Genomic DNA, 23,517 nt, shown 5'->3' on the forward strand with positions numbered 1-23,517 from the left:
GCTTGACCCGGGAATCTCGTGACGCTTGGGCTGGATTCCGAGATGGCCGGGTCAAGCCCGGCCATGACGAGCCTTCGCTGCTCTCACTGGAAGGGCGGGGTGAAGAGCAGGCCGCCCTTGGTCCAGAGCTGGTTCTGGCCGCGCTCCATCTTCAGGCTCGAGCCCATGCCGACGGTGCGCTCGAAGCTCTCGCCGTAATTCCCGACCTGCTTGATGGCGTTGTACATCCAGTCGTTGGAGAGCCCCATCATCGCGCCGAAGCCGCCCTCGGCACCGAGCAGGCGGCGGACTTCCGAGTTCTTGGAGTTCGCCTTCATGTCGTCGACGTTCTTGGAGGTGACGCCCAGCGCCTCGGCGGCAATCATGCCGTTCAGCACCCAGCGCACGATCAGCTGCCAGCGCTCGTCGCCCCAGCGCGTCACCGGGCCCTGCGGATCGTTCGAGATCGGCTGGGTCAGGATGACATGATCCTCGGGGGTCTTGAGCTTGGCACGCTGGCCGGCGAGCGCGCCGACGCCGGCCGTGTAGGCGTCGCAGCGGCCGGCATCATAGGCGGCGATGGCGTCGTCGTTCTTCTGGAAATTGGTGATGGTCGTCTTGAGGTTGCGCTCGCGGAACCAGTCGGCGGCGTTCTTCTCCTCGGTCGAGCCGGCGGCGACGCAGACCGAGGCGCCGTCGAGATCGGCCGCCGTCTTGGCATTGGCCGACTTGCGGACGATGAAGGTCTGGCCCTCGTAGAAATTGATGCCCTGGAAATTCAGCCCGAGCGTCGCGTTGCGCGAGAAGGTGATGGTCGAATTGCGCGAGAGCACGTCGACCTGGCCCGATTGCAGGATCGGCCAGCGCTGCTGCACCGAGGTCGGAGTGTATTTCACCTTGTTGGCATCGCCGAGCACCGCGGCGGCAAGCGCCTTGCAGTAATCGACATCGAGCCCGCTCCACTCGCCCTTGTCATTGGCGAAGGAGAAGCCGGGCAGGCCGAGATGCACGCCGCATTCGAGATTGCCGCGCGCCTTGACGGCGTCCAGCGTCGGGCTCGGCGCCAGCTGCTGCGCCTGCGCCACCGAAGCCCCCGCAGCGAGCAGAGCCGCCGCACCCAAAATCCTGAAAGTCATATCCGTCTCCCCGAAGCCGTCGGGCGGCTTTCTGTGTTGCGGGGGCGACTATGCAACAGGCGCGGGGAAAGCGATAGCGCATCGAAAGGCGTGTGGAGGGCCAGCCCGATTGCCCCTGCCGGCTCCTGTCAGGGGCCGGCAGATCGGACCATCCTCAATTGCCGAAGATGGTGTTGAGCTGGCTGCCGACCATGATGAAGGTGGTGCGCTTCGGCATCTCCTTCAGGCGGACGGCGCCGATATAGGTCATGGCCGAGCGGACGCCGCCCATCAGTTCCTGCATCGTGCCCTCGACCGGGCCGCGATAGGGCACCTCGACGGTCTTGCCCTCGGAAGCCCGGTACTTGGCGACGCCGCCGGAATACTTGTTCATCGCCGTGTCCGAGGACATGCCGTAGAAGGTCATCGCAACCGGCACCTTCTCGCCGTTGCGCTCCTCGTAGCGGATCTCGCCCTCGCATTCGTCATGGCCGGCGAGCATGCCGCCCATCATCACGAAATCGGCGCCGCCGCCATAGGCCTTGGCGACGTCGCCCGGCACGGTGAGCCCGCCATCGCCGCAGACGAAGCCCTTCAGGCCATGGGCGGCATCGGCGCATTCGATGATGGCGGAGAGCTGCGGGTAGCCGACGCCGGTCATCTTGCGGGTGGTGCAGACCGAGCCCGGCCCGATGCCAACCTTGACGATATCGGCGCCGGCGAGGATCAGCGCCTCGGTCATGTCGCCGGTCACGACATTGCCGGCCATGATCGCCGCATCCGGAAAGGCGGCGCGTGTCGCCTTGACCGTGTCGACGAATTTCTCGGTATAGCCGTTGGCGACGTCGAGGCAGATCTTGGTGATCGGCGAGCGGGCGTGGACGGCCTTTAGCTTGTCATGGTCGGAATCGGTCGTGCCCAGCGAATAGAAGGCGTTGGCCGAGCCGGGCTCGCGGAAGAAGGCGATCAGTTCATCGGCGCTGTAATGCTTGTGCAGGGCGACCATGGCGCCGTGCTTCAAGAGCGCGCGGGCCATCCCCATCGTGCCGACCACATCCATATTGGCGGCGATCAGCGGGAAGCCCTTCCACTCCTTGCCGGTATGGGCGAAGCGGAAGCCGCGCTCGACATCGACCTCGGCGCGGCTGCCCAGCGTCGAGCGCTTCGGACGAATCAGCACGTCACGGAAGTCGAGCTTCGGGTCGTTTTCGATGCGCATGATCCGGCCTCTGGCTGTCGATGTCGCCGGGCGAGGGCCCGGCGGCACGCATGCGGAGAGGCGTGCGCCGATTCATAGCGCCCGCGATGGGGCCGGCGCAATCCCGGGCGCGATCAGGCGGTTGCGGGCGGCGGGGCCGCCGTGCGGGCGTTCTTGCGGATCGTGTAGAGCGTCGCGCCAATCACGATGGCCGCTCCCGCCCAGGTAGTGAGCGCCGGAATCTCGGCGAAGAAGACGAAGCCGGTGAAGCTCGCCAGCAGCAGGCGGCTGAAATCGAGCGGCGCCAGCGCCGCCGCCTCGCCGACCTGATAGGCACGGGTGATCAGCCATTGCCCGGCCGTGCCGAACAGGCTGAGCGTGATCAGCCAGAACCACTGGTTGGGGGTCGGCGTCTGCCACCAGAGCAAGGTCGGCACGGCCAGAAGCACGATCAGCACCATGCCCTGGTAGAGCAGGATCGTATCGGTGCGCTCGCTCGCCGCGAGCTTGCGGACGCTGACCGTGATCGCGGCGCCGCAGACCGCACCGGCGACCGCGAGCAGGGCGTAGATGTCCAGCCCCTCCGAGCTTGGGCGCAGCATGATCAGCACGCCGACGAAGCCGATCACCGTCGCGGCCCAGCGCCGGCCGTCGACGACTTCCTTGAGGACGAGCACCGCCGCGATGGTGACAAAGAGCACCTGGCTGAAGCCGATCGCCGTCGCCTGGGCGAGCGGGATTTTGACGACCGCCGTGAAGCCGCAAAGCATGGAGAGCAATGTGACCACGCTGCGGAAGATCTGCAGGCCGAGCCGATCGGTATGCAGCGCCTGCCGCAGACTGCCGGCGGCGAAGAGCAGCAGGATCGCGGTCATGATCACCTGCCGGATCAGCAGGATCTGCACCAGCGGGATACCCTGCCCGACATGCTTGATGCCGGCGACCATCACCGCATAGACGAGCATGGAGGCGAACATGAAGACCGAACCGCGCAGGTTCGGGCTCGCGCCGCGCCACCAATAGCGCAAGCGACCGCGGCGGTTCGCGATCCAGCCCTCGCTCGACCCGGCTGGCGGCGCGGTCTCGACGATCGGAACGGGACGGGGCGATCCGGACTCGGGAGGCGCGGAAGCGGCCGGCTCCTGCCATGCAGGAGCCTCGCCCTCGAAACCCGGCCGCTCCTGACGGCCGGACTGCCGATCCTCGCTCATCACCCTCAACCAGTGGTCGCGGCCGATGACCGGCCCGGCATTTCATTCCCTGATGCAAATCATTGAGGAAACGCGGCAATTCGGCCAATGACAAAGTCACATGGCCGTATTGTCCCGGCCGCGCGACGCGCAGGGGCGGCATACCCGGCGCGGGCTGTGCAAGGACGCGAACAGATTCTAGGACGAGCCCGAGAGGGACCTGCCGCTTGACGCTTCAAGACCGCCCATATCCCTGCCGCCGCGCTGCGGAAGCCAACCCGACCGGCGCATGCGGCCGAACCGGGCGCGGCGGAACGATCCGATGAAGGTCCTGCTCGACGATTTCATCGGTGGCCTGAAGGCGCTGGCTCCCAGCCGCTTCCCGTACCGGCGCTTTGCGCTGGCCTTGGCGCTCGGCGGGCTCGGCGGCTGGCTTTTCGTGCAGGCCAGGCTGCCTTTGCCCTGGATGCTGGGCTCGATGGTGTTCTGCACCTTCGCCGCCCTGATCAGCCTGCCGGTCGCCGCGCCAGCCGTGATCCGCCCGCCGATGACGGCCGTGATCGGGGTGATGCTCGGCGCCTCCTTCAAGCCGGAGGTCGTCGCGCAACTGCCGAACTGGCTGCCGACTCTGGCCGGGCTCATCCTGTTCATGGTCGCCTGCGGGCTGTGCTGCGTCAGCTATTTCCGCCGCGTCGCCGGGTTCGATCCCGTCACCGCCTTCTTCTCGGGCATGCCGGGCGGGCTGATCGAGATGGTCACGGTCGGCGAGGAAAAGGGCGGCGACGCCCGCATCATCGCGCTGATCCATTCGGCCCGCATCCTGCTCGTCGTGATGACGCTGCCCTTCATCGTGCAGTGGATCGGCGGCGTCAGCTTAAGCGGCGGGCGCGTCGCTGGCCCGTCGATCACGCAGACGCCACTCGGCTCCGAGCTCTGGCTGATCGGCTGCGGCATCGTGGGCGTGATCGTCGGCCACTGGCTGCGGATGCCGGCGAAATACCTGCTCGGCCCGATGCTGGTCAGCGCGATCGTGCATGTCACGGGCCTGAGCTCCGCGATGCCGCCCTCGGAGATCGTCAATGCAGCGCAGCTCGTGCTCGGCGTGACGATCGGCTGCCGCTTCGTCGGCACGGCGCCGCGCATCATCCTGCGCGTGCTCCTGCTCTCGGTCGGCTCCACCGTGATCCTGCTCGCGCTGACGCTGGGCTTCGCCTGGCTCGTCGCGCTGGTTTCCGTGCACGGCCATATCCCGCTGATCCTGGCCTATTCGCCAGGTGGCCTTGCCGAGATGAGCCTGATCGCGCTGGCGCTCCATACCGAGGTCGCCTTCGTGGCGGCCCACCACATCATCCGCGTCTTCCTCGTGATGGTGTCGGCCGGGCCGATCTTCGGCCTGATCGGCCGCCACAACCGCAAAGCGGCGGCGGAATAACCCTCATGCCAGCGCGGCGGCAAGCCCCCGCGCGAGCCCTTCCGCAAGCGCGATGCGCTGCTCCGCCATGAAGGCGGCGCCATCGATGCGCTCCCAGTCGCCCCCGCGGATCGCCGCGACCCGCTCCATCACGGCCCGGGCGAAATCGGCCGCCGTATCGGCCAGCGTGAAATTCGCGGGCACGGCCGTGAACCCCCGACAGGACAGCGTCGTCGCCACCGCCGGCAGGCCGAACTGCATCGCCTCGATCGTCTTGAGCTGCACCCCGGTGCCGGCCCGGCTCGACAGCGCCACGAGGCGGCAGGAGCGCAGGAAGTGCTCGGCCGACGGCACGCGCCCGACCAGCGTCACGCTGAGCGGCGGCCGCAGCTCCGGCGGCACGCGGCCAGCGACCGCGATGCGGATATCATCGGGCAACAGCGGGCAGATTTCGCGCAGGAACCATTCGAGGCCGATCAGATTGGGGCCCCAGGTCCAGGTCCCGATCATCCCGACATCGAAGGCTGGAACCTCGTCGCGATCATCGGGCATGGAAGCGGCAGTCTCGCCGGAGACCAGCGGCAGGGCGCAGGACTTCTCCCAATAGGAAGCCCCGAGTGCCTGGCGATCCTCCTCGGCGAGCGTCCAGATGAAGCGCGCCTCGTGCCAGAGCCCGCGCTCCAGCCGTTCCAGCAATCGCGCCTCACGCCGGTAGAGCCAGCGCAGCATCGGGTTCCCGGCATGGTCGGCGTTCTGATCGGCCGAGACATGCTCGATATTATGCTCGACCAGGATGCAGGGGGCGATCCGCATGAGCTCCGGGAAGGCACCGGGCAGCAATACCGAGTTCAGGACCAGCGCATCGAAAGGTCCATGCGCCATCACGGTTTCGACGAGGCGCTCTTCCCCGATCAGCCGGAGCTTCGCGCAGGCGACCGGCATTCCCAGCCGCAGGGCCGCCGAGAGCCAGCGCAGTTTCTCTCCGGCGGTCACGACCGCATTTTCGATATCGGCCTCGGCGACGACGACGGCCTGATCGGGATCGGCCGGAACCTCGCCGGGACGCAGGAAACCGATCGCGGTGACGTCATGCCCGGCATCGCGCAACGCCTTCAGGATCGCCGCGTTGGCGATCTCGAAACCGGTATCCGGCCGGGCGACCGGGATCAGCGAGGTCAGGAAAGCGAGACGCAAGGAGGACAGCTCGTCGGCAGGTGATATTCCACTCCTCCCATTGGCCGGGCAGGTCAAGCGGCGTCCTTGACTATGATCAACGGGGGCTGGCCGGACCCGCCCTTGTTTCGACAGCGGCAAACACGGAACCTTAAGCTGCCGCGGCCTAGCTTTCCGGGTGATGACGATGGCCAGCCAGACCAGAGACGATGCGCCGGGGGGCGAACGAGGCCGCTCTGCCCTCCCGGTCTTCGCCGTTCCCGAAAGCTTCGAGATCGTGGCCGGCTCGGCGCCGGAGGCACTGGCCGGAATCACGAGCGTCGTCTGCGTCCCGACCTTCAAACGCCCGGACATGCTGGAAGCGACGCTGCGCTCGCTCGCCGGCCAGCGGGGCGGGCATGATTTCGCGGTGATCGTTGTCGAGAACGAGGGAATAGAGCGGGCCGGCGCCGCCCGCGCCAGCGCCCTGCACGCAGCCGGGCTGTTCAAGGGCTTCGTCATCGTCGAACCGCGACAAGGCAACTGCAAGGCCTATAACGCGGCCTGGCGCTGCGCACTGACGCGCTTTCCGGCGCTGGAGCATGTCCTCGGCATCGACGACGACGAGGAGGCCGAGCCCGGCTGGCTCGACGCCTTCGTCACGGCCGCCCGCATGGCGCCGGCCGACCTGTTCGGCGGCTCGGTCACGGCCGTCTTCTCGGATACCTCGCGCGCCTGGCTTTCGGCGCATCCGGTGTTCCGCTCGCATTACGGCGTGAGCGGCCCGGTGCCGATGCTCTATTCCAGCGCGAATTACCTGATCCGGCGCAGCGTGCTCGACAAGCTGGGCTTTCCCTTCCTCGACGAAAGCTTCGATTTCACCGGTGGCGGCGACACGGATTTCTTCACCCGCGCCAAGGCGGCCGGCTTCCGCTTCTGGTGGGTGCAGGAGGCCGCGCAGCGCGAGACCATGCCGGAACGGCGCAGCGAATTCGACTGGATCCATGCGCGCGGCCTGCGCAATGGCGCGATCTCGGCGGCGATCGAAAGGCGGCAGAAGCCGGGACCGGGCGGGAGGCTTCGCGTGCTCGCGAAATCGCTCGCCCTGCTTGCCGCGTCGGTCCCGCGCGGGTTTGCCCTGGGGCTCCGCACCCGCTCCGGGCTGATCGGGCTTTACCATGCCCAGGTCGCGATCGGCCGGCTGATGTCCGAATTCGGTGTCGCCAACGAGCAGTATCGCAAGCCCGAGAAGAACTGACCGGGGCTGCTCAGGCCACGTTGACCACGATGCCGCGCAGCTTGCCCGCATGCGTCCCGAGCTGCGCCTTCAGGCGTTCGGCTCCAGCCTTGGCGGATTTGCCGTCACGCACAACCAGCACGATGTCGTCCACCACCTCGGCGAAGCGCCCGAGCAGGCTCTCCGCCGCCAGATGGCCGCCATCCACGATGATCGGCCCGAAGCGATGCGTCGCGGCGAAAGCGCCCGTCCGCAGCGAGCCCGCACCGGCCGGCGGAATCGCCCCCGCACAGGGCATGAAGGTCAGGCCGGTGCCCTCGTCCTTCATGATCGCGCGGCCCAGTGCCGCCTCGCCGGACATGACATCGCCGAGGCCGACCGACGCATCCGCCGCGAAGACCGGCGTCAGACCATGAGCACCTTCAGCGGCATCGACAAGCAGCGCCGGCAGGCCGGACTGGGCCGCATCGAGCGCCAGATTGAGCGCGAGCGTCGTCGCGCCCGCCTGTGGCGCCAGGCCGACGACCAGGATACGGCGACGCTGCTCGCCACCTGCGGCCCTGGCCAGCTCGCTGCGGGTCGCGGCGACGGCGGTGGCGAAACCGGATTGCGGCTTGTCGATGACATCGACGAGATGGGCCTGGCCCTGGAAGACCGAGCGTGCCTCGGCCACATCGCGCCGCCAACGGCGGTTGCGCACCTGCGGGATGGTGCCGAGCATCGCCAGGGGCGCCGGTTCGGACACAGGTTCGGACGTGGCCTCGGGAATGGGCGCGGCCTCCGGAGGACTTGCAGCGCGCTTCGCGGAGCCGCCCGGGATCGCCATCAGACGCCGCCAGTTCGCCGGCCTTGCACCTGTCTGAGCGGGTTGCTCCGGCGGAGGCGGCTCTGCGGGCGCGGCCGCTGGCGTCACCGGCCTGGGCGGAGGCGGCGTAACCGCAACGGCCGGCGCCGGGGCTTGGGCAGGGCGCTCGTTCTCGACCGGTTCGGTCGCGACCGGGCGCGGCGCGCGGCGCCAGAACGGCTTGCGCTTCGGAGCCGGCGGCGGCTCCGGTGGACGCGGCACGGCGAAGACGGCGAGACCCAGCGCCAGCAGGACGCCCGCGCCGCCGCCGCCGAAAGCGCCGAGCAGCGCCAGCGTCCGGCGACTCATGCCGCTCTTCTCCAGCGGCGGCATGGCCGGGCTGATGACACGGGCATTGGTGGTGTCGATGCCGCCGAGCTCGCCGGTCTCGCGGGCGCGCCTCAGGAAGGCATCATAGATGGCACGGGAGGATTCGACCTCGCGCTCGAGCTCGCGCAATTGCACGGAGGCCCGGCCGGCGGCGTATTGCCCGGTCGTGAGCTGGTCGACGCGGCGGGCCAGCTGACGCTCGGCCTCGACCGCGCGGTCATATTCGACCTTGGCGGCGCGCCCGATGCGGGCGAGTTCCTCATTAATCTGGCGCCTGGCATCGCGCACCTGCGACTGCGCCGAGGCAAGCGCCGGATGCCGCGCACCGAGCGAAGAGACGAGATCGGCCTCGCGCGCCAGCGCGGCACCCAGCTGCGCGCGCAGCGCCGTCATGGTGTTGGAGGCGACCGCTTCCGGAATGGCCCCGGCCTCGATGCTGGAGGTGCGGGTACCGGCGATCTGGTCGTATTTCGCCTTGGCTTCGGTCGCGCGGGTCCGGGCCGCGACGAGCTGCGTGCTGTTCAGCGACAGCTGCTGCTCGCCGAGCGAGCGGTCGCCCACACCGACGATATTGTTGGCTTCCTTGTATTTCTCGGCCTTTTCCTCGGCGATGCGCAGGCGGTTGCGCAATTCCTCGAGGCGGCTGGTCAGCGCGGCAGTCGCCTTTTGCGCGGCTTCGGCGCGCACCGCCGTCTGGTCCTCCAGATAGCCCTCGGCCAGCGCATTGGCGATCTTCGCGGCCTTGTCCGGGTCCTGCGCCGTCGCCGAGATGTCGATGACGAAGGTGCGCTCGCCGCGGCGCACCGTGACCGTGCGGTCGAGCGCCGCCAGCGCGTAGAGCGTCGCCTTCGGCGAGGGGCCGGTATCGGTCCCCAGCAGACGGGAGAGGAAGCCGCTCGAAGGGCCACCGAAATCCGGATCGCGATCGAGGCCGAGACGCTCGACGACCCGCGACTTGATGCTGTCGGAGGCGATCACGCGCGCCTGGCTTTCGAGATAACCGGTGATCGAGGTCGGATCGCTGCCGACATTGTTGGGGGAGACATCGTTCTGGAGCACGCGCAGGTCGCGTGGGTCGATGAAAAGCTGCGCGGTCGAGACGTATTTCGGCGTCATCAGCAGGCCGCCGAGAATCGCCAAGGCCAGGCCGAGCACGGCCATGAGCACGATCAGCCAGCGCCGCGCCCAGAGCGTCCCGATGATCCAGACGGGATCGGCCAGCCGCGCGAGCTGGGCAGGCAGGGCCGAGGCCGGCCGCTCCGGCTTGTCCTGTGCTTCGCTCGCGGCGGGCCCGGTGGTGAACATGACGCTACGCTTCACTGTCCCGCATCACGCGACCCCGCGCCGATAGCGTTCGAGCACGGCCATCATCGGCTTGGGCCGGTAGTCGGCATCAAGCGGCAGGGGCCGGGCCCGGGCGCTGTCCTTGCGCGGGAAGGTTTCATGAACCCAGGAATAGCGGTCGGTCAGCCCCCAGGCGATGATCGCCTTGGGACGCTTGGCCGATACGACCGCTTCGAGGAAGGTCGAGACCAGGGCAGCGGCGGTCTTGTCGCGCTGCGCCGCATCGGCCGGCAACTTCCAGTCGATGACGTCGAGCTCGGTGATCTCGACATCGAGGCCGAGCGTGTCGAGATCGCGCATGAAGCGCTGCACGCCCTCCACATCGATGCCCTTGTCGGCATAGAGATGGGCCTGCATGCCGACGCCATGGATCGGGATGCCCTTGTCCTTGAGGCGGCGGCAGATATCGAGCGCGACCTTGCGGCGGGCTGCGGCGCCGGGAACCGGCTCCTCGAAATGGAAATCATTGAGCACGAGCCTGGCCTTGGGATCGACCCGCGCCGCCGTGCGGAAGGCGATGTCGACATGCTCAGGCCCGAGCAGGCGCTGCCAGATGGTATCGCGCCACGGCCCGCCCTCCAGCGGGTCGTATTTAATGACCTCGTTGACGACGTCCCAGGTCGCGATCCGGCCCTTGTAGCGGCCGACAACGGTCTCGATGTGCTGGACAAGTTCGCGCTCGGCCTCGGCCCGCGTCGTCATTTCCCGTGCCCAATTGGGCAGCGCCTCGCCCCAGAGCAGCGTGTGGCCGCGGAGCGTCTTCTTGTTCGCCTCCGCGAAAGCCACGAGTTCGTCGGCGCCTGAAAAGTCGAAGCGCGGCTGGTCGTGCCGCAGCGCCTCCCATTTCAGGTCGTTCATGGGGACGATGACATCGCAATAGCGCTTCAGCGCGTCGCGATAGCGCACATCATCGCGGAAGGCGCCGATCTCCGCCGCGGAGCCGAACGGAATCGGCCGCACAGCGGCGGCAGCGGTCCCGGCCATGGCGCCGGTCATCAGGCAGGCGGACGCGCCACGCAGCACGCCGCGGCGCGTCGGCGCTGCCTCATTCCGGTCCGTTTCAGCTTTCCGTTTGGTCAATCGATACGCTTCCGTGTCGTTTAGGGTCGTTCAACGCCTCTGGTCTAAGAGGTGATCGTCATGCTGCAACGCTTAAGGCACGCGCCGGGCCAGCCGCCGCGGAAACGGGTCATGCTGCCGGATCGCGCCACCATCTTCGCCTACCTCACCATCCTGAGCGGCTCCGCCGGCCGGCTCGTGATCTCCCTTGTCTACTTCCTCATCGTTGCGAATACGTTGACCCTCGGTGAATTCGGTCTGTTCGCCACGGCGTCCTCGACCGGGCTCATCCTGTCGCGCCTGCTGGCCTTCGGCTTCATCTCGCCGCTCTACCGGGTCGCCACCGTCAAGCCGCGCCTGCTCGGCGCCTATCTCTCCGGTTTCGCGGGCCTCTCCGCCCTGTCGCTGCCATTGATCGTCGCGGCGGCCGGCGGCGCCTATCTGCTGCTCTTCGCGGAGCGCCTCGCGCTCCTGCCCTTCGCGGTGATCATCGTCGCGGAGGTGCTGGGCTGGCGGCTCGTCGAGGTCGTCGCCATCGTCAATAACGGTTTGAGGCGCTTCCGGCAGGCGGCGCTGCTCGTCATCATCGGCTCTGGCCTGCGGACGATAGCGGCGCTGCTCTTCGCCGGTTTCGGCCAGGCAAATCTCGAGATTTGGGCCTTCGCCTATTGCGGCGCCACGATGGCGAGCGCCGTGATCGCGCTCATGGCCTTCCTGCCGAGGGCGCGCTGGCGCTTCGTGCGCAGCCTCTATCCGCGCCGCATGGCGGATGCGGTCTTCGCCGGCGCGGCCGATATCGTGTTCTATGTCCAGTCGGAACTCGACAAGCTCTTGGTGCTCGGGCTTGCCGGCGAGCGCACCGCCGGCCTCTATGCCATCGCGCTCCGGGTGATCGACCTCACCGCCATGCCGGTGCGCAGCTTCAACCAGATGCTTGTCCAGAAGATCATGAAGGATCGCGGCGTCGGCGGCTTCAGGCGGCTTGCGGCCTACGAGGCCGGCATCGCGCTGGTTTCGGTCGGCGGGCTCGTCGCCGTGATCGTCGCGCTCATGCCCTTCCCGAACCTGCTCGGGCGCAATGTCTCGGAAGCGGCCTATCTGTTCGCGCCGATGCTGCTGGTCCCGGCCTTCCGCAATCTCGTCGAGTATCACGCCGAGCTGCTCTATGCGCGTGAGCGCACGGGCTCGCGCATCGCGCTCCTGTGCCTGCTCACGGCAATCAAGGCCGGGCTGATCTCGGTGGTGATGACGCGCTTCCCGGAGGCCGGCAGCTGGGCCGCCTGGATGAACGTCGTCTTCGGCGCGGTCTACCTTGCCTCGGCCGGCTTCACCTACGGCCTGCTGGCGCGACAGCCGTCACGCTGAGGCCTGCTGCTCGAACAGGGCGCGGATGCGGTCGAGCGGCTGGCCGATGAAGGACTGGACGCCGACGGCGACCTGCCAGGGCTCCAGCACCTCCTCGAAGGAAGCGAGCCGCTCCATGCCGGCGACATCCTCGCTGAACCAGTAGACCTTGCAGAGCTCGCGCTCATCGGGCCAGTGGCCGGCTGCCTCGAGCCCGAGCACGCGTTCGACGAAATAGCCGTAGATCATGTATTCCGAGAACTGGCGATCACGGGCGATGGCCGAGACCCAGTCACGCCCGCTCACGCTCTCGACATGGTCGAGCAGGGCCAGCACATGGTCGCGCCGCCAGCTCACCAGATTGTTGATGTAGTCCGGGCTCGGGAAGGCCGGCGCCTCCAGCCCGAGCAAGGCCGAGGCATGCGTGCACCACGGGACATGCCGCGCCATGTCGGCCGTGATCGCGTCCGGCTTGCGATAGAGCCTGATAGCCCCGTCACCCGACAGGCTGGTCACGTCGAAAGGGCGCAGGAACAGCATGTCAGAATCGGCGAAGAGGATGACATCCTCGGCGCAGACCTTGGCCACGGCGAATTTCCGGAGCTGCTGGGCATGCCAGCCGCGCAGCGGCGGGATGCCGCGCGCCAAGGCCCGCAATCCCGTCCAGAGGCGCCGCTTGCCCAGGCTCAGCGGATCGGGGCGCGGCTTCAGCCAGCCCGGCAGCAATTGCGATTCCGTCAGGATGCGCCGGCGCGGCCCTTCAAGGTCCCGGAAGAGCGCCGCATCGCGATCCTCGACGAGAAGATAATGGACCGCGTGGCCGGTGACGAAGCGATCGATGCTGGCGCAGAGCAACCGGCAACGCTCGATGTCGCCCCTGTAGCTCGGCGTCGCCAGGGCAAAAGTTTCGTTCAATTGGTTGGACTCACCCGCTCCGTCGACCGCCCACGGCATATTGCCGCGCGATGCGCAGGAGGAAAGCGGGATTTCCGAGCACATAGCGCCGCCAGAGCCGGCGCGGTTCGAGCCAAAGGCGGAATATCCATTCGAGCCGTGCCTTGCGCACGAACTCGGGGGCACGCTGCACCTCATCGGCGAAGAAATCGAACAGCGCGCCGACGCCGGCCGCGACCGAGCAATGCTGCGGGCCGAGCTTGTCGGCGATGAAGCGCTCCTGCAGCGGATTGCCCATCGCCACCAGCAGCAGGTCGGGGCGCTCCGCCTTCAGACCGTCGAGAAGGCGGGGTTCCTCTTCGGCCGTGAAATAGCCGTGCGAGACCACGCTGAAACGATGCGCGGGATAGCGTTGCGTCAGGTTCGCCGCGGCGCGATCCGCGACACCCGGGCGGCCACCGAGCAAGGCGACGCGCATCGGCCGCCGGGCCCCGGCAAAGAGCGACGGGAAGAAATCCGTGCCGTTGAGGTTCGCGGGGAAAGCCTTGCCGTAGAGAATCCAGCTGCCGACATCGACGCCGATGCCGTCGGCGAGCACGAGGAAGGTCGAAAGGCTGCGCAGCAGGGCGGCGTTCCCGGCGGCGACGTTCACCAGGTTGGCGTTGCAGAAAGCCATCTTCATATGGCTTCCCGTCGACACTGCGTCGACCACCTCCGCGATCGCTACGTCGCGCTCCATCACCGCGATGCCGATGCCGCCGATATCGCGCTTGGCATAGCCCGGCCGCTTCCGGCTTCCGGCTTCGCTGGCGATCGTGATGGAGGCGGTTGCGGGCACGGCGATCTCGATGAGGGGCACAAGGCCCATTCCGGATGCCGCCATTCCTTGGTCGATCCGGGCCCGGGGTCAAGGCAAAGCCGGCTGAAAGGTGAATGGCTTATTCCCGTGATCCGCGAAGGCGCGTTAATGGCAATCCTCTTGCAGCAACAAGGCCTTGTACCGAACCGGAACGAAAGCGCCGGTGATCGCGCCACCCCCTCCCGAGCGCCGCTCCATCCCGGCACAGACCCCTCCCAAACCGCCCCGATCCGGCACAGGAACGCGGCCATCCCTCGCCGATTTTTTTGTCATCATCCTTAACGAAATGCATGGCGGCCCTGCGCCTTGCACCGAAACGACCATGCCCCCTTGGCCGGCGCCGATCCGCCCGGCTAGGGTGGCCCGCATAAAATTCGGGAGGGCTGGCATGAACCAAATCGATTTAAAGAAGCGCGTCGCCATCGTGACCGGCGGGGCGCAAGGCATCGGCCGCGCCGTCGCGGAGCGTTTCGCCCAGAGCGGGGCGACCGTTGCGATCTGGGATGTGGACGCGGCGCTGGCCGCCAAGGCTGCCAGCGAGATCGGCCATGGCGCGATCGGCGTCGGTGTCGACGTGACCGATGCCGAGGCCGTCCAGAAGGCGAGCGATGCGCTGGAAGCCCAGCATGGCAGCGTCGATATCCTCGTCACCAGCGCCGGCATTGCCGGCCCCAACCACAAGACCTGGGAATATCCGCTGGAGGACTGGGCCCGCGTCATGAAGCTCAATGTCGACGGCACGCTGCATTGCTGCCGCTCGGTGATCCCCGGCATGGTCAAGCGCAATTACGGCCGCATCGTCCTGGTCGCCTCGATCGCCGGCAAGGAGGGCAACCCCAATGCCTCCGCCTATTCCGCCTCGAAGGCCGCGGTGATCGCGCTGACCAAGTCGCTCGGCAAGGAACTCGCCGACAAGGACATCGCGGTGAACTGCATCACGCCGGCGGCGGCGCGCACCCGCATCTTCGACCAGATGAGCGAGGAGCATATCGGCTACATGCTGGCGAAGATCCCGCGCGGGCGCTTCCTGCTGCCCGACGAGGTCGCCGCGATGGTGGCTTTCCTGGCCTCGGCCGAGAACAGCTTCACCACGGCCGGCGTGTTCGACCTGTCGGGTGGCCGCGCGACCTACTGAAGGCAACTGCCGGCGCGCATCTCGCCGTCATGCCGGGCAAACCCAGTGCCTAGGCGCGTCATTCTCGGGCGAAGCGAAGCGCAGACCCGAGAATCTCTTGCAGGATGAGGAGCTCTTTTCGGTCAGAGATGCTCGGGTCAAGCCCGAGCATGACGGCTGAGCGCTTGCGGCGCATTCCGAGCCTGCCACCAATGCTGCCAAGGAGAAGCTGCTTGGCGAAATTGCCCGTCGCAGTTTTCGAAACCCTGATCTAGCTTGATGGCATGACGCAGACGCTTCCCTCCGCCGCCGTCCTCGGCGCCCGCGCCTTCGCCGCGCTGGCCGGCCTCAATCGCTTCAGCGACGAGCCCGGCAAGCTGACGCGGCTTTATCTCTCACCGGCGCACAGGCAGGCGGCGGAATGGGTCAAGGGCGCGATGGAGGTCGCGGGGCTGACCGCCTTCATCGACGCCGCCGGCTCGGTGCAGGGCCGGCGCGAAGGCACCGTGCCGGGGGCGCCTGCCGTGCTGATCGGCTCGCATATCGACACCGTCAAGGATGGCGGGCGCTTCGACGGCAATCTCGGCGTCGTCGCCGGCATCCTGGCCGTGCAGGCCCTGCGCGATGCCGGGATCAGCCTGCCCTTTCCGCTGGAGGTGATCGGCTTCGGCGACGAGGAGAATGTCCGCTTTCCCACGCATCTCTCGACCTCCGAGGCGCTGGCCGGCGCCTATGATCCGGCCTGGCTGGAGGCGCGCGACAGCGAGGGCGTGAAGCTCGGCGAGGCCCTCGCCGCCTTCGGCGGCAATCCGGCCGGCATCGCGGCGCTCGCCCGCAAGCCCGGCTCGATCCAGGCCTATCTCGAGATCCATATCGAGCAAGGGCCAGTGCTGGAGGCGGAGAACGAGCCGGTCGGCATCGTCACTGCCATCAATGCCCAGAGTCGCGCACGGGTGCGTGTCACGGGCGAGGCCGGTCATGCCGGCACCGTGCCGATGGCGCTGCGCAAGGACGCCCTGACCGCCGCGGCCGAGATGGCGCTGGCGCTGGAGCAGATCGCGGGCGCGCATGAACTCGCGGTCGGCACGGTCGGCGTGCTCCGGCCGGAGCCCGGCGCGACCAATGTCGTCCCCGGCGCAGCCGAGTTCACCATTGATTACCGCGCGCCGAAGGACGCGACGCTCGCTTCGATGGAGGCGCAGATTCAGAGCCGCTTCGGCGAGATCGCGGCGCGGCGCGGCGTGGCGCTGGAGATCATCCCCTATGCCCGTGCCGCGGCCGTGCCGATGGAACCGAAGCTGCAGGATGCCTTCGCCGCCGGTATCGCCCGCAGCGGCAGCAATCTCGCTGGCCGGCGCCTGCCCTCCGGCGCCGGGCATGACGCCATGGCGATCGCGCAGGTCGCGCCCGTCGCCATGCTCTTCGTGCGCAACGAGAAGGGCATCAGCCACTCGCCGCTGGAAAACATGACCGAGGCCGATGCCGGCATCGCCATTCGCGTCCTCATCGAAACGATTCTGGAACTGGCCGGGCACTCACAGTAGAACGATTCCAGCCGCGACACCGCGCACCATTCCACCAGGGGCCCGAAAGGCCTAGGAGAGGCGCGCCCCAGGAGGCTGGAATGGATTTCGAGAACTTCTTCCGCCGGGAACTCGACGGATTGCGCCGCGAAGGCCGCTATCGTGTCTTCGCCGATCTGGAACGCCAGGCTGGCCGCTTTCCGCTCGCGACCTATCATGGCGAGAGCGGCCCGCGCGACGTCACCGTCTGGTGCTCGAACGACTATCTCGGCATGGGCCAGCATCCGAAGGTGCTCGCCGCGATGCACGAGGCGCTCGACGGCAGCGGCGCCGGCGCCGGCGGCACCCGCAATATCGGCGGCACCAACCATTACCATGTCCTGCTGGAGCGCGAGCTTGCCGACCTGCACGGCAAGGAAGCCGCGCTGATCTTCAATTCCGGCTATGTCTCGAACTGGGCCTCGCTCTCGACGCTGGCCGCGCGCATTCCCGGCTGCATCGTGCTGACCGACGGGCTGAACCATGCCTCGATGATCGAGGGCATCCGCCATTCGCGCGTCGAAAAGCATATCTTCGCCCATAACGACCCGGCCGACCTGCGCCGCAAGCTCGCGGCGCTCGATCCCGCCCGGCCGAAGCTGATCGCCTTCGAGTCGGTCTATTCGATGGACGGCGACATCGCGCCGATCAAGGAATTCTGCGACATCGCCGATGAATTCGGCGCGATGACCTATATCGACGAGGTCCATGCCGTCGGGCTCTACGGCCCGCGCGGGGGCGGCATCTCGGAGCGCGAGGGCCTGGCCGACCGGCTCACCCTGATCCAGGGCACGCTGGCGAAATCCTATGGCGTGATCGGCGGCTATATCACCGGCTCGGCCGCGCTCTGCGACTTCATCCGTAGCTTCGCCTCCGGCTTCATCTTCTCCAGCTCGCTGCCGCCGGCCGTGGCGGCCGGCGCGATCGCCGCGATCCGGCATCTCAAGGACAGCTCGGCCGAGCGCGAGCGCCAGCAGGACCGCGTCGCAGCGTTGCGGGCCAAGCTCGATGCCGCCGGCATCCCGCATCTCGCCAATCCCAGCCATATCGTGCCGGTGATGGTCGGCGAGGCGAAGGCCTGCAAGGCGATCAGCGACGAATTGCTGGCGCGCTTCGACATCTATGTCCAGCCGATCAACTATCCGACCGTGCCGCGCGGCACGGAGCGGCTGCGGATCACGCCCTCGCCCTTCCATTCCGACGCCGATATCGACGCGCTGGTGGCGGCGCTCAGTGCGATCTGGGCGCGGGACGGGCTGAAGCGGGCGGCCTGACGGTCGTCCAAGGCGTCATTCTCGGGCTTGACCCGAGAATCTCCGGACGAGAAAGCGCCGGTTGCCCCTTCCGGCACGAGATGCTCGGGTCAAGCCCGAGCATGACGGCGCCTGTGAATCAGAGATTGAAGACGCGGTGGGGGACGAACTCGCCGTTCTGGACCGAACCCGTCGAGACCAGCGTGCCCGCGCAGGTGGCGTAGGCGGCCTCCAGCTCGATCGGGGCGCCGGCCCCGCGCAGCAGGGCGCTCTGGCCGCGCTTGAGGCGGGCGGCGGCGTCGCGGTGCAGCACGATCTCCGGGATCAGCGTCAGCGCCGCCTTGACCGGCTGCAGGGCCGACAAGGCGCTTTCCGGGCTCTCACGCAAGGTCTCGACGCTTGCGGCGTCCGCCACCGTGAACGGCCCGACGCGGGTGCGGCGCAGATGCGCGACATGGCCGAGACAGCCGAGCGCGAGGCCGAGATCGCGGGCGATGGCGCGGACATAGGTGCCCTTGCCGCATTCAGCCTCGAAGGTCGTGGTGGCGCCGTCATGGCTGACGATGCGGAGCGCGTCGATCTCGACGGGCCGCGCCTCCAGCTCGACCTCCTCGCCGTCGCGGGCGAGGTCATAGGCGCGCTCGCCCGCGATCTTGATCGCGGAGAACTTGGGCGGCGTCTGCAGGATCGTGCCGGTGAAGCGCGGCAGCAGGGCGATGATCGCCGCTTCGTCGGGGCGATCATCCGAGGTCGCGATGACGTTGCCCTCGGTATCGTCGGTATTGGTCTGAGAGCCCCAGGCGACGGTGAACTGATAGGCCTTGCGGCCGTCCATGACGAAGGGAACCGTCTTGGTCGCCTCGCCGAGCGCGATCGGCAGCAGGCCGGAGGCGAGCGGGTCGAGCGTGCCGGCATGACCGGCCTTCTTGGCGCCGAAGGCACGCTTCACGACGCTGACCGCATGGGTCGAGGTCATGCCGATCGGCTTGTCGAGGATGACCCAGCCATGGACGTCGCGCTTCTTCGGGCGCGGCGCCCGCGCGGCATCCTGGTTCGGGGCGGTTTCGGCGGAATTCTCAGCGGTCATCGTCACGGCGGTCGTCTTCAGGGGCTTCGTCTTCGTGGTCCTGGTCGATCCTGAGGCGCTGGACCTGCGTGTCGCGGCGCACGGCGTCGGTATCGAGCAAAGCGTCGATACGCTCGGCCTCGGCAAAGCTCTCATCGGCACGGAAGCGGATATCCGGCGCGTATTTCAGGTTCACGCGATGGGCGATTTCGCCGCGCATATAGCGCTTGTTGGCCTCGAGCGCCTTGAGCACAGGCTTAATATCCTGCCCGCCGAGCGGCATGATATAGGCGGTCGCGAGCTTGAGATCCGGCGAGAGGCGCACCTCCGGCACGGTGATCACATGCTTCGCCAGCACGTCGTCATGAATGTCGCCGCGCGCCAGCATCTCGGCGAGCGCATGGCGGATCAATTCGCCGACGCGCAATTGCCGCTGGGACGGGCCGGAAGGTTTTGCAGGTTTTGCCATATCTCAGGTTTTCGACTTGATATCGGTTGATATGTTTTGGCGCAGCGCGATCCAGCCAAAGGCGACCATGGCCAGAGCTGGCACAATAAAATCCGTTCCCTTTGCCGGGCGCAAACAGCCCTCTAGGATCGCCGCGCGCGCTATTGGATCGTCATACCCCTCGATCACAGCCAACGCGACGAGGAGACCGGTTCCACCGAAAAGCGCCCAGGAAAGCCACCAACGGTTTGCCTTGTATGCAAAACCGATCAAAGCAAGAAAAAGCAGGACTCGGGAGGTGAACGAGAGTCCGATCGGCCCACTCTCTCTGGTCCATCCTTCGCCTGCGATCTTATCGCAGACCTCCGCTAACGCCGCGGATGCCGTCAACACACTGACAAGCAACGCACCGGCGACAAGCGCTCCCGTAAGGGGCGGACGTGGGGAATATACCAACATTCGTTCTCGTTCTCCGGGATCGGACCGGATGGACGGTTAACGTCATTGGCCGGGCACGAAGCCCGGCCATTTCTCTGGAAGAGCCGATAAACAGAAGTAGACTGCCCGGGTCAAGCCCGGGCGGCCCCACCCCGTTCTCAGAGGCTGCGCTTGATCTCTTCGACGCGATAGCACTCGATCACGTCGCCGGCACGCATGTCCTGGTAGTTCTCGAAGGACATGCCGCATTCCTGGCCGGCCACGACTTCCTTGGCATCGTCCTTGAAGCGCTTGAGCTGGCCGAGCTTGCCCTCGTGGACCACGACGTTGTCGCGGATCAGGCGGACATTGGCACCGCGCTCGATCGTGCCGTCGGTGACGCGGCAGCCGGCGATCTTGCCGACCTTCGAGACGTTGAAAATCTCGAGGATCGTCGCGTTGCCGAGCATGGTCTCGCGCAGGGTCGGCGCCAGCAGGCCCGACATCGCATCCTTCACGTCATCCATGAGGTTATAGATGATGTTGTAGTAGCGGATCTCGACGCCGGCCCGGTCGGCCGCCTCGCGCGCTTCCTTGTGGGCGCGCACGTTGAAGCCGACGACGACCGCGCCCGAAGCCTGGGCGAGCGTGACGTCCGACTCGGTGATGGCGCCGACACCCGACGACAGCACGCGGGCACGAACCTCTTCGTTGCCGACCTTCTCGAGCGCGCCGACGATGGCCTCGACCGAGCCCTGCACGTCGCCCTTGACGACGAGCGGGAACTCCTTGCGGCCGGCGCCTTCCTTAAGCTCGCGCATCATCTCGGCAAGCGAACGGCCGGCACCCGAAGCCGCGCCGCGGGCGGCGAGGCGGTCGCGACGCTGACGCTCGCGGTAATCGGTGATCTCGCGGGCGCGGGCCTCGGACTCGACGACCGCGACGCGGTCACCGGCCTCGGGCGTGCCGTTGAAGCCGAGCACCTCGACCGGCATGGAAGGAGAAGCCTCCTTCACCTGCGCGCCGGTATCGGCGATCAGAGCGCGGACGCGGCCCCATTCGGCGCCGGCCACGATGATGTCTCCGGTACGCAGCGTGCCACGCTGGACGAGCACGGTCGCAACCGGGCCGCGGCCGCGATCGAGCTTGGCCTCGATGACCGTGCCTTCGGCGGGGCGATGCGGGTTGGCCTTGAGGTCGAGCAGTTCGGCCTGAAGCGAGATCGCCTCAAGCAGCTTGTCGAGGTTGTGGCCGGTCTTGGCGGACACCTCGACTTCGAGCGTCTCGCCGCCCAGCGTCTCGACCTGGATCTCGTACTGGAGCAGCTCGGCGCGGACACGATCCGGGTTGGCGTCGGACTTGTCGACCTTGTTGATCGCGACGATCAGCGGAACGCCGGCGGCCTTGGCGTGATGGATCGCCTCGGCCGTCTGCGGCATGACACCGTCATCGGCTGCCACGACCAGCACGACGACGTCCGTCACCTTGGCGCCGCGGGCGCGCATGGCGGTGAAGGCGGCGTGGCCGGGGGTGTCGATGAAGGTCACCTGGCTGCCCAGCGGCGTCGTCACCTGATAGGCGCCGATATGCTGGGTGATGCCGCCGGCTTCGCCGGTGACGACCTTGGTCTTGCGGATCGCGTCGAGCAGCGAGGTCTTGCCGTGGTCGACATGGCCCATGATGGTCACGACGGCCGGCCGCGACTCCAGGGTCTCGTCGGTGTCCGGCGTGTCGAACAGACCTTCCTCGACGTCGGATTCGGCGACGCGCTTGACGGTATGGCCCATTTCCTCGGCGATGAGCTGGGCGGTGTCGGCATCGATCACGTCGGTGATCTTGTGCATCGCGCCCTGCTTCATCAGCAGGCGGATGACGTCGACGCCGCGCTCCGTCATGCGGTTCGCGAGTTCCTGGATGGTGATCGTCTCGGGAATGATCACCTCGCGCATCACGCGCTCTTTCTGCGCGTCCGAAGCCCGGTGGCCGGTCATGCGCTGCACGCGCCGGCGGAACGAGGCGACCGAACGTGTCCGCTCGTCGTCGCTCCCTGTCGCCGTCGAGAGCGTCAGGCGGCCGCGCGGCTTGTCGTTGGTGGTCTTCGGCGTCTTGGGCGCGGCGGGAGCCGGGCCACGGCCGGGGCCGGCGCTGACGCCGGGACGGCGGAAGGCGGCCTTCACATCGACATCGTCCGAGCGATTCCGCGGGGCGCCGCTTGAAGACGGGGCCTGACGGGCCGGGCGCACGACGGCCGGCTCGGACGGAGCCGTGGTGTCGAGACGCGGCGGGCGCGGGGAATCGGAGCGCGGCGGGCGGCCGTCGAGACGCGGCGGGCGGGCGCCGGTGTCACGCATCGGCGGACGCGAGGTGAACTCGCGCGGGCCGGACGGGGCCGGGCGGCCATAATACTGGGTCGGCTGCGGCGCCGGGGCCTGGGGCGCAGGCGCGGCCTCGCGGGCCTGCGGCGGCGGGGCGGCCGGGCGGGCCGGCTGCTCGTCCCGCGAGCGGGCGGCCATCTCGACGCGGCGCTTCTGGTCGTCTTCCTGACGGCGGCGCTCTTCCTCCTGCCGCTGACGGGCGGCGGCGGCCTCACGCTCCTGGCGCTCGCGCTCGATGGCGGCGTTGCGCTGGCGCGCCTCGTCCTCGGCGATACGGCGGGCTTCGGCCTCGCTGCTGCGGGCTTCCGAAAGGGCGCGCTGACGGGCGTCCTTCTCCTCGTCGGAGAGGGTGCGCAGCAGCATGCTGCCGGCGGGGCGCTGGGGCGGCTGCGGAGCGGCGGGGCGCGGCGGGGTCGCCTGTGGAGCCGGGGCCTGCGGCGCACGCGGCGCGACGGGCTCCTTGACCTCATGCCCGGCGGCGCGGCGCTTGACCTCGACGACGACCTGCTTCGTACGCCCATGCGAGAAGCTCTGGCGAACAGTGCTCTGCTCGACAGGCCGCTTCAGCGACAGGGTCTTGGGCGGGTTGACGGAGAGTGTCTTGTCGCCCGGGTTCTTGGTATCGGTCATTCCGCGTTCGGTCCTGCCGGTTCGGTCGTGTCTTCGGTGTCGTTCTGGTCGGATGCGGCGGTATCGTCCGTCCGATACCGGACGAGCCGACGCCAGCGGGAGAGCACACCCTCGGCCGCCGGTCCCGGAGCAAGCGCGGCATGTATCACATGTGCCCGCCCCAACGCCAATTCCAAATCCGTCGCCGCGAAAATCGTGACGACGGGCAGTTCGCGGGCCTTGAGCCCTTCGGCTTCGCGCGCGGCGCCAAGCCGCCTGACGGCCTGGCCGATCTTGCGCTTGCCATCCTCGGCGCCGTCGCTGGCGGCGATGACGCCGACGCAGCGGCCCGAGCCGATCAGGGCCTCGACCTTGGCGAAGCCAGCGATCACGAGCCCCGCCTTGTTGGCCATCGACAGTGCCTGCAGCGCATCGCGCAGCATCAACGCGTCGATCATCTCCGGAAGGTCGGCGGGAACCGCGACCTTCGCCTTGAGCGAACGCTCGAAGGCCTTGCGCTTGATCGCCTCAGTCACCGTCTTGCGGCTGAGGCTCGCCCAGACGCCGCGTCCGGGCAGCTTGCGCCTGAGATCCGGCACCAGCATGCCGTCGGGCCCGGCGACGAAGCGGATCAGATCGTCGGGCGCCTTCACGGTCCGCGTCACGACGCAGCTCCGCTCCGGTCCTTCCTTCTGAGCCGCCTTCATCGCGACGATC

Annotated in this window: 19 protein-coding genes; 6 read left to right on the forward strand and 13 right to left on the reverse strand. The window is 67.9% G+C overall.

Annotation, left to right across the window (positions count from 1 at the left end):
- Positions 1-83: 83 nt before the first annotated feature.
- From AC07NY_RS22700 to AC07NY_RS22710, 3 genes are all read right to left on the reverse strand, one after another.
- Complete coding sequence (locus AC07NY_RS22700) at positions 84-1,115, reverse strand: amino acid ABC transporter substrate-binding protein (RefSeq protein WP_494585693.1); 1,032 nt, start codon at positions 1,113-1,115, stop codon at positions 84-86.
- Between the two features lie 154 nt (positions 1,116-1,269).
- Positions 1,270-2,313 carry a GMP reductase gene (locus AC07NY_RS22705; protein ID WP_494585694.1) on the reverse strand — a complete coding sequence of 348 codons (1,044 nt, stop codon included), beginning with the start codon at positions 2,311-2,313 and terminating at the stop codon, positions 1,270-1,272.
- Positions 2,314-2,426: 113 nt separating this feature from the next.
- The gene (locus tag AC07NY_RS22710; protein WP_494585695.1) at positions 2,427-3,503 is read right to left on the reverse strand and encodes a DMT family transporter; all 1,077 of its coding nucleotides are present in this window, start codon (positions 3,501-3,503) and stop codon (positions 2,427-2,429) included.
- 301 nt (positions 3,504-3,804) lie between these two features.
- On the opposite strand from AC07NY_RS22710, the gene AC07NY_RS22715 reads away from it, so the two are divergent.
- Positions 3,805-4,914 (forward strand): AbrB family transcriptional regulator, encoded by a 1,110-nt coding sequence (locus tag AC07NY_RS22715; protein ID WP_492287057.1) that lies wholly within the window; start codon positions 3,805-3,807, stop codon positions 4,912-4,914.
- A 3-nt stretch (positions 4,915-4,917) separates the two neighbouring features.
- On the opposite strand, the gene AC07NY_RS22720 is transcribed toward AC07NY_RS22715, so the two are convergent.
- Positions 4,918-6,087, reverse strand: a complete 1,170-nt coding sequence (locus AC07NY_RS22720; RefSeq protein ID WP_494585696.1) for a glycosyltransferase — start codon at positions 6,085-6,087, stop codon at positions 4,918-4,920.
- A 166-nt stretch (positions 6,088-6,253) separates the two neighbouring features.
- Between AC07NY_RS22720 and AC07NY_RS22725 the strand changes: the two genes are divergently transcribed.
- On the forward strand, positions 6,254-7,303 hold the full coding sequence (locus AC07NY_RS22725; RefSeq protein WP_494585697.1) for a glycosyltransferase family 2 protein: 1,050 nt from the start codon (positions 6,254-6,256) through the stop codon (positions 7,301-7,303).
- Positions 7,304-7,313: 10 nt separating this feature from the next.
- Here the strand turns inward: AC07NY_RS22725 and AC07NY_RS22730 are convergent, their stop codons facing one another.
- Both AC07NY_RS22730 and AC07NY_RS22735 read right to left on the reverse strand, forming a co-directional pair.
- Complete coding sequence (locus AC07NY_RS22730; protein WP_494585698.1) at positions 7,314-9,761, reverse strand: exopolysaccharide transport family protein; 2,448 nt, start codon at positions 9,759-9,761, stop codon at positions 7,314-7,316.
- Between the two features lie 24 nt (positions 9,762-9,785).
- Complete coding sequence (locus AC07NY_RS22735; protein ID WP_494585699.1) at positions 9,786-10,880, reverse strand: endo-1,4-beta-xylanase; 1,095 nt, start codon at positions 10,878-10,880, stop codon at positions 9,786-9,788.
- Between the two features lie 111 nt (positions 10,881-10,991).
- Between AC07NY_RS22735 and AC07NY_RS22740 the strand changes: the two genes are divergently transcribed.
- The gene (locus tag AC07NY_RS22740; protein ID WP_494585700.1) at positions 10,992-12,224 is read left to right on the forward strand and encodes a lipopolysaccharide biosynthesis protein; all 1,233 of its coding nucleotides are present in this window, start codon (positions 10,992-10,994) and stop codon (positions 12,222-12,224) included.
- Here AC07NY_RS22740 and AC07NY_RS22745 read toward each other — a convergent pair.
- Both AC07NY_RS22745 and AC07NY_RS22750 read right to left on the reverse strand, forming a co-directional pair.
- On the reverse strand, positions 12,216-13,118 hold the full coding sequence (locus AC07NY_RS22745) for a DUF6492 family protein (protein WP_494585701.1): 903 nt from the start codon (positions 13,116-13,118) through the stop codon (positions 12,216-12,218). The genes AC07NY_RS22740 and AC07NY_RS22745 overlap by 9 nt on opposite strands.
- A 10-nt stretch (positions 13,119-13,128) precedes the next feature.
- Positions 13,129-13,980, reverse strand: a complete 852-nt coding sequence (locus AC07NY_RS22750) for a WecB/TagA/CpsF family glycosyltransferase (protein WP_494585702.1) — start codon at positions 13,978-13,980, stop codon at positions 13,129-13,131.
- Between the two features lie 364 nt (positions 13,981-14,344).
- Between AC07NY_RS22750 and AC07NY_RS22755 the strand changes: the two genes are divergently transcribed.
- From AC07NY_RS22755 to hemA, 3 genes are all read left to right on the forward strand, one after another.
- A complete protein-coding gene (locus AC07NY_RS22755) occupies positions 14,345-15,091 on the forward strand; it encodes an SDR family NAD(P)-dependent oxidoreductase (protein ID WP_494585703.1) in 747 nt (248 codons plus the stop codon).
- A gap of 263 nt (positions 15,092-15,354) precedes the next feature.
- A complete protein-coding gene (locus AC07NY_RS22760) occupies positions 15,355-16,614 on the forward strand; it encodes an allantoate amidohydrolase (RefSeq protein ID WP_494585704.1) in 1,260 nt (419 codons plus the stop codon).
- Between the two features lie 80 nt (positions 16,615-16,694).
- A complete protein-coding gene (gene hemA, locus AC07NY_RS22765) occupies positions 16,695-17,906 on the forward strand; it encodes a 5-aminolevulinate synthase (protein WP_494585705.1) in 1,212 nt (403 codons plus the stop codon).
- A gap of 118 nt (positions 17,907-18,024) precedes the next feature.
- Here hemA and truB read toward each other — a convergent pair whose 3' ends face one another.
- The 5 genes from truB to AC07NY_RS22790 all read right to left on the reverse strand — a co-directional run bounded on the left by truB (position 18,025) and on the right by AC07NY_RS22790 (position 23,507).
- Positions 18,025-18,972, reverse strand: coding sequence for a tRNA pseudouridine(55) synthase TruB (gene truB, locus AC07NY_RS22770; protein WP_494585760.1), 948 nt, complete (start codon positions 18,970-18,972; stop codon positions 18,025-18,027).
- Positions 18,962-19,420: a 30S ribosome-binding factor RbfA gene (rbfA, locus tag AC07NY_RS22775; RefSeq protein ID WP_492287068.1), complete on the reverse strand. Its 459-nt coding sequence runs from the start codon at positions 19,418-19,420 to the stop codon at positions 18,962-18,964. The genes truB and rbfA overlap by 11 nt, the downstream gene beginning before the upstream one ends.
- Positions 19,421-19,423: 3 nt before the next feature.
- Positions 19,424-19,858: a hypothetical protein gene (locus tag AC07NY_RS22780; RefSeq protein ID WP_494585706.1), complete on the reverse strand. Its 435-nt coding sequence runs from the start codon at positions 19,856-19,858 to the stop codon at positions 19,424-19,426.
- A 137-nt stretch (positions 19,859-19,995) separates the two neighbouring features.
- Positions 19,996-22,821, reverse strand: coding sequence for a translation initiation factor IF-2 (gene infB, locus AC07NY_RS22785; protein ID WP_494585707.1), 2,826 nt, complete (start codon positions 22,819-22,821; stop codon positions 19,996-19,998).
- Positions 22,818-23,507: an RNA-binding protein gene (locus AC07NY_RS22790; protein ID WP_494585708.1), complete on the reverse strand. Its 690-nt coding sequence runs from the start codon at positions 23,505-23,507 to the stop codon at positions 22,818-22,820. Before AC07NY_RS22790 ends, infB begins: the two co-directional genes overlap by 4 nt.
- Positions 23,508-23,517: the final 10 nt, after the last annotated feature.

The sequence above is a fragment of the Allobosea sp. GW821-FHT09G06 genome, assembly GCF_059416005.1.

Excerpts from the sequence above, each read along its gene's own strand:
- AC07NY_RS22700 (WP_494585693.1), bottom strand. The coding sequence starts at position 1,115 with ATGACTTTCAGGATTTTGGGTGCGGCGGCTCTGCTCGCTGCGGGGGCT.
- AC07NY_RS22705 (WP_494585694.1), bottom strand. The coding sequence starts at position 2,313 with ATGCGCATCGAAAACGACCCGAAGCTCGACTTCCGTGACGTGCTGATT.
- AC07NY_RS22710 (WP_494585695.1), bottom strand. The coding sequence starts at position 3,503 with ATGAGCGAGGATCGGCAGTCCGGCCGTCAGGAGCGGCCGGGTTTCGAG.
- AC07NY_RS22715 (WP_492287057.1), top strand. The coding sequence starts at position 3,805 with ATGAAGGTCCTGCTCGACGATTTCATCGGTGGCCTGAAGGCGCTGGCT.
- AC07NY_RS22725 (WP_494585697.1), top strand. The coding sequence starts at position 6,254 with ATGGCCAGCCAGACCAGAGACGATGCGCCGGGGGGCGAACGAGGCCGC.
- AC07NY_RS22730 (WP_494585698.1), bottom strand. The coding sequence starts at position 9,761 with ATGTTCACCACCGGGCCCGCCGCGAGCGAAGCACAGGACAAGCCGGAG.
- AC07NY_RS22740 (WP_494585700.1), top strand. The coding sequence starts at position 10,992 with ATGCTGCCGGATCGCGCCACCATCTTCGCCTACCTCACCATCCTGAGC.
- AC07NY_RS22750 (WP_494585702.1), bottom strand. The coding sequence starts at position 13,980 with ATGGCGGCATCCGGAATGGGCCTTGTGCCCCTCATCGAGATCGCCGTG.
- AC07NY_RS22755 (WP_494585703.1), top strand. The coding sequence starts at position 14,345 with ATGAACCAAATCGATTTAAAGAAGCGCGTCGCCATCGTGACCGGCGGG.
- AC07NY_RS22760 (WP_494585704.1), top strand. The coding sequence starts at position 15,355 with ATGACGCAGACGCTTCCCTCCGCCGCCGTCCTCGGCGCCCGCGCCTTC.
- hemA (WP_494585705.1), top strand. The coding sequence starts at position 16,695 with ATGGATTTCGAGAACTTCTTCCGCCGGGAACTCGACGGATTGCGCCGC.
- truB (WP_494585760.1), bottom strand. The coding sequence starts at position 18,972 with ATGACCGCTGAGAATTCCGCCGAAACCGCCCCGAACCAGGATGCCGCG.
- rbfA (WP_492287068.1), bottom strand. The coding sequence starts at position 19,420 with ATGGCAAAACCTGCAAAACCTTCCGGCCCGTCCCAGCGGCAATTGCGC.
- AC07NY_RS22780 (WP_494585706.1), bottom strand. The coding sequence starts at position 19,858 with ATGTTGGTATATTCCCCACGTCCGCCCCTTACGGGAGCGCTTGTCGCC.
- infB (WP_494585707.1), bottom strand. The coding sequence starts at position 22,821 with ATGACCGATACCAAGAACCCGGGCGACAAGACACTCTCCGTCAACCCG.
- AC07NY_RS22790 (WP_494585708.1), bottom strand. The coding sequence starts at position 23,507 with ATGAAGGCGGCTCAGAAGGAAGGACCGGAGCGGAGCTGCGTCGTGACG.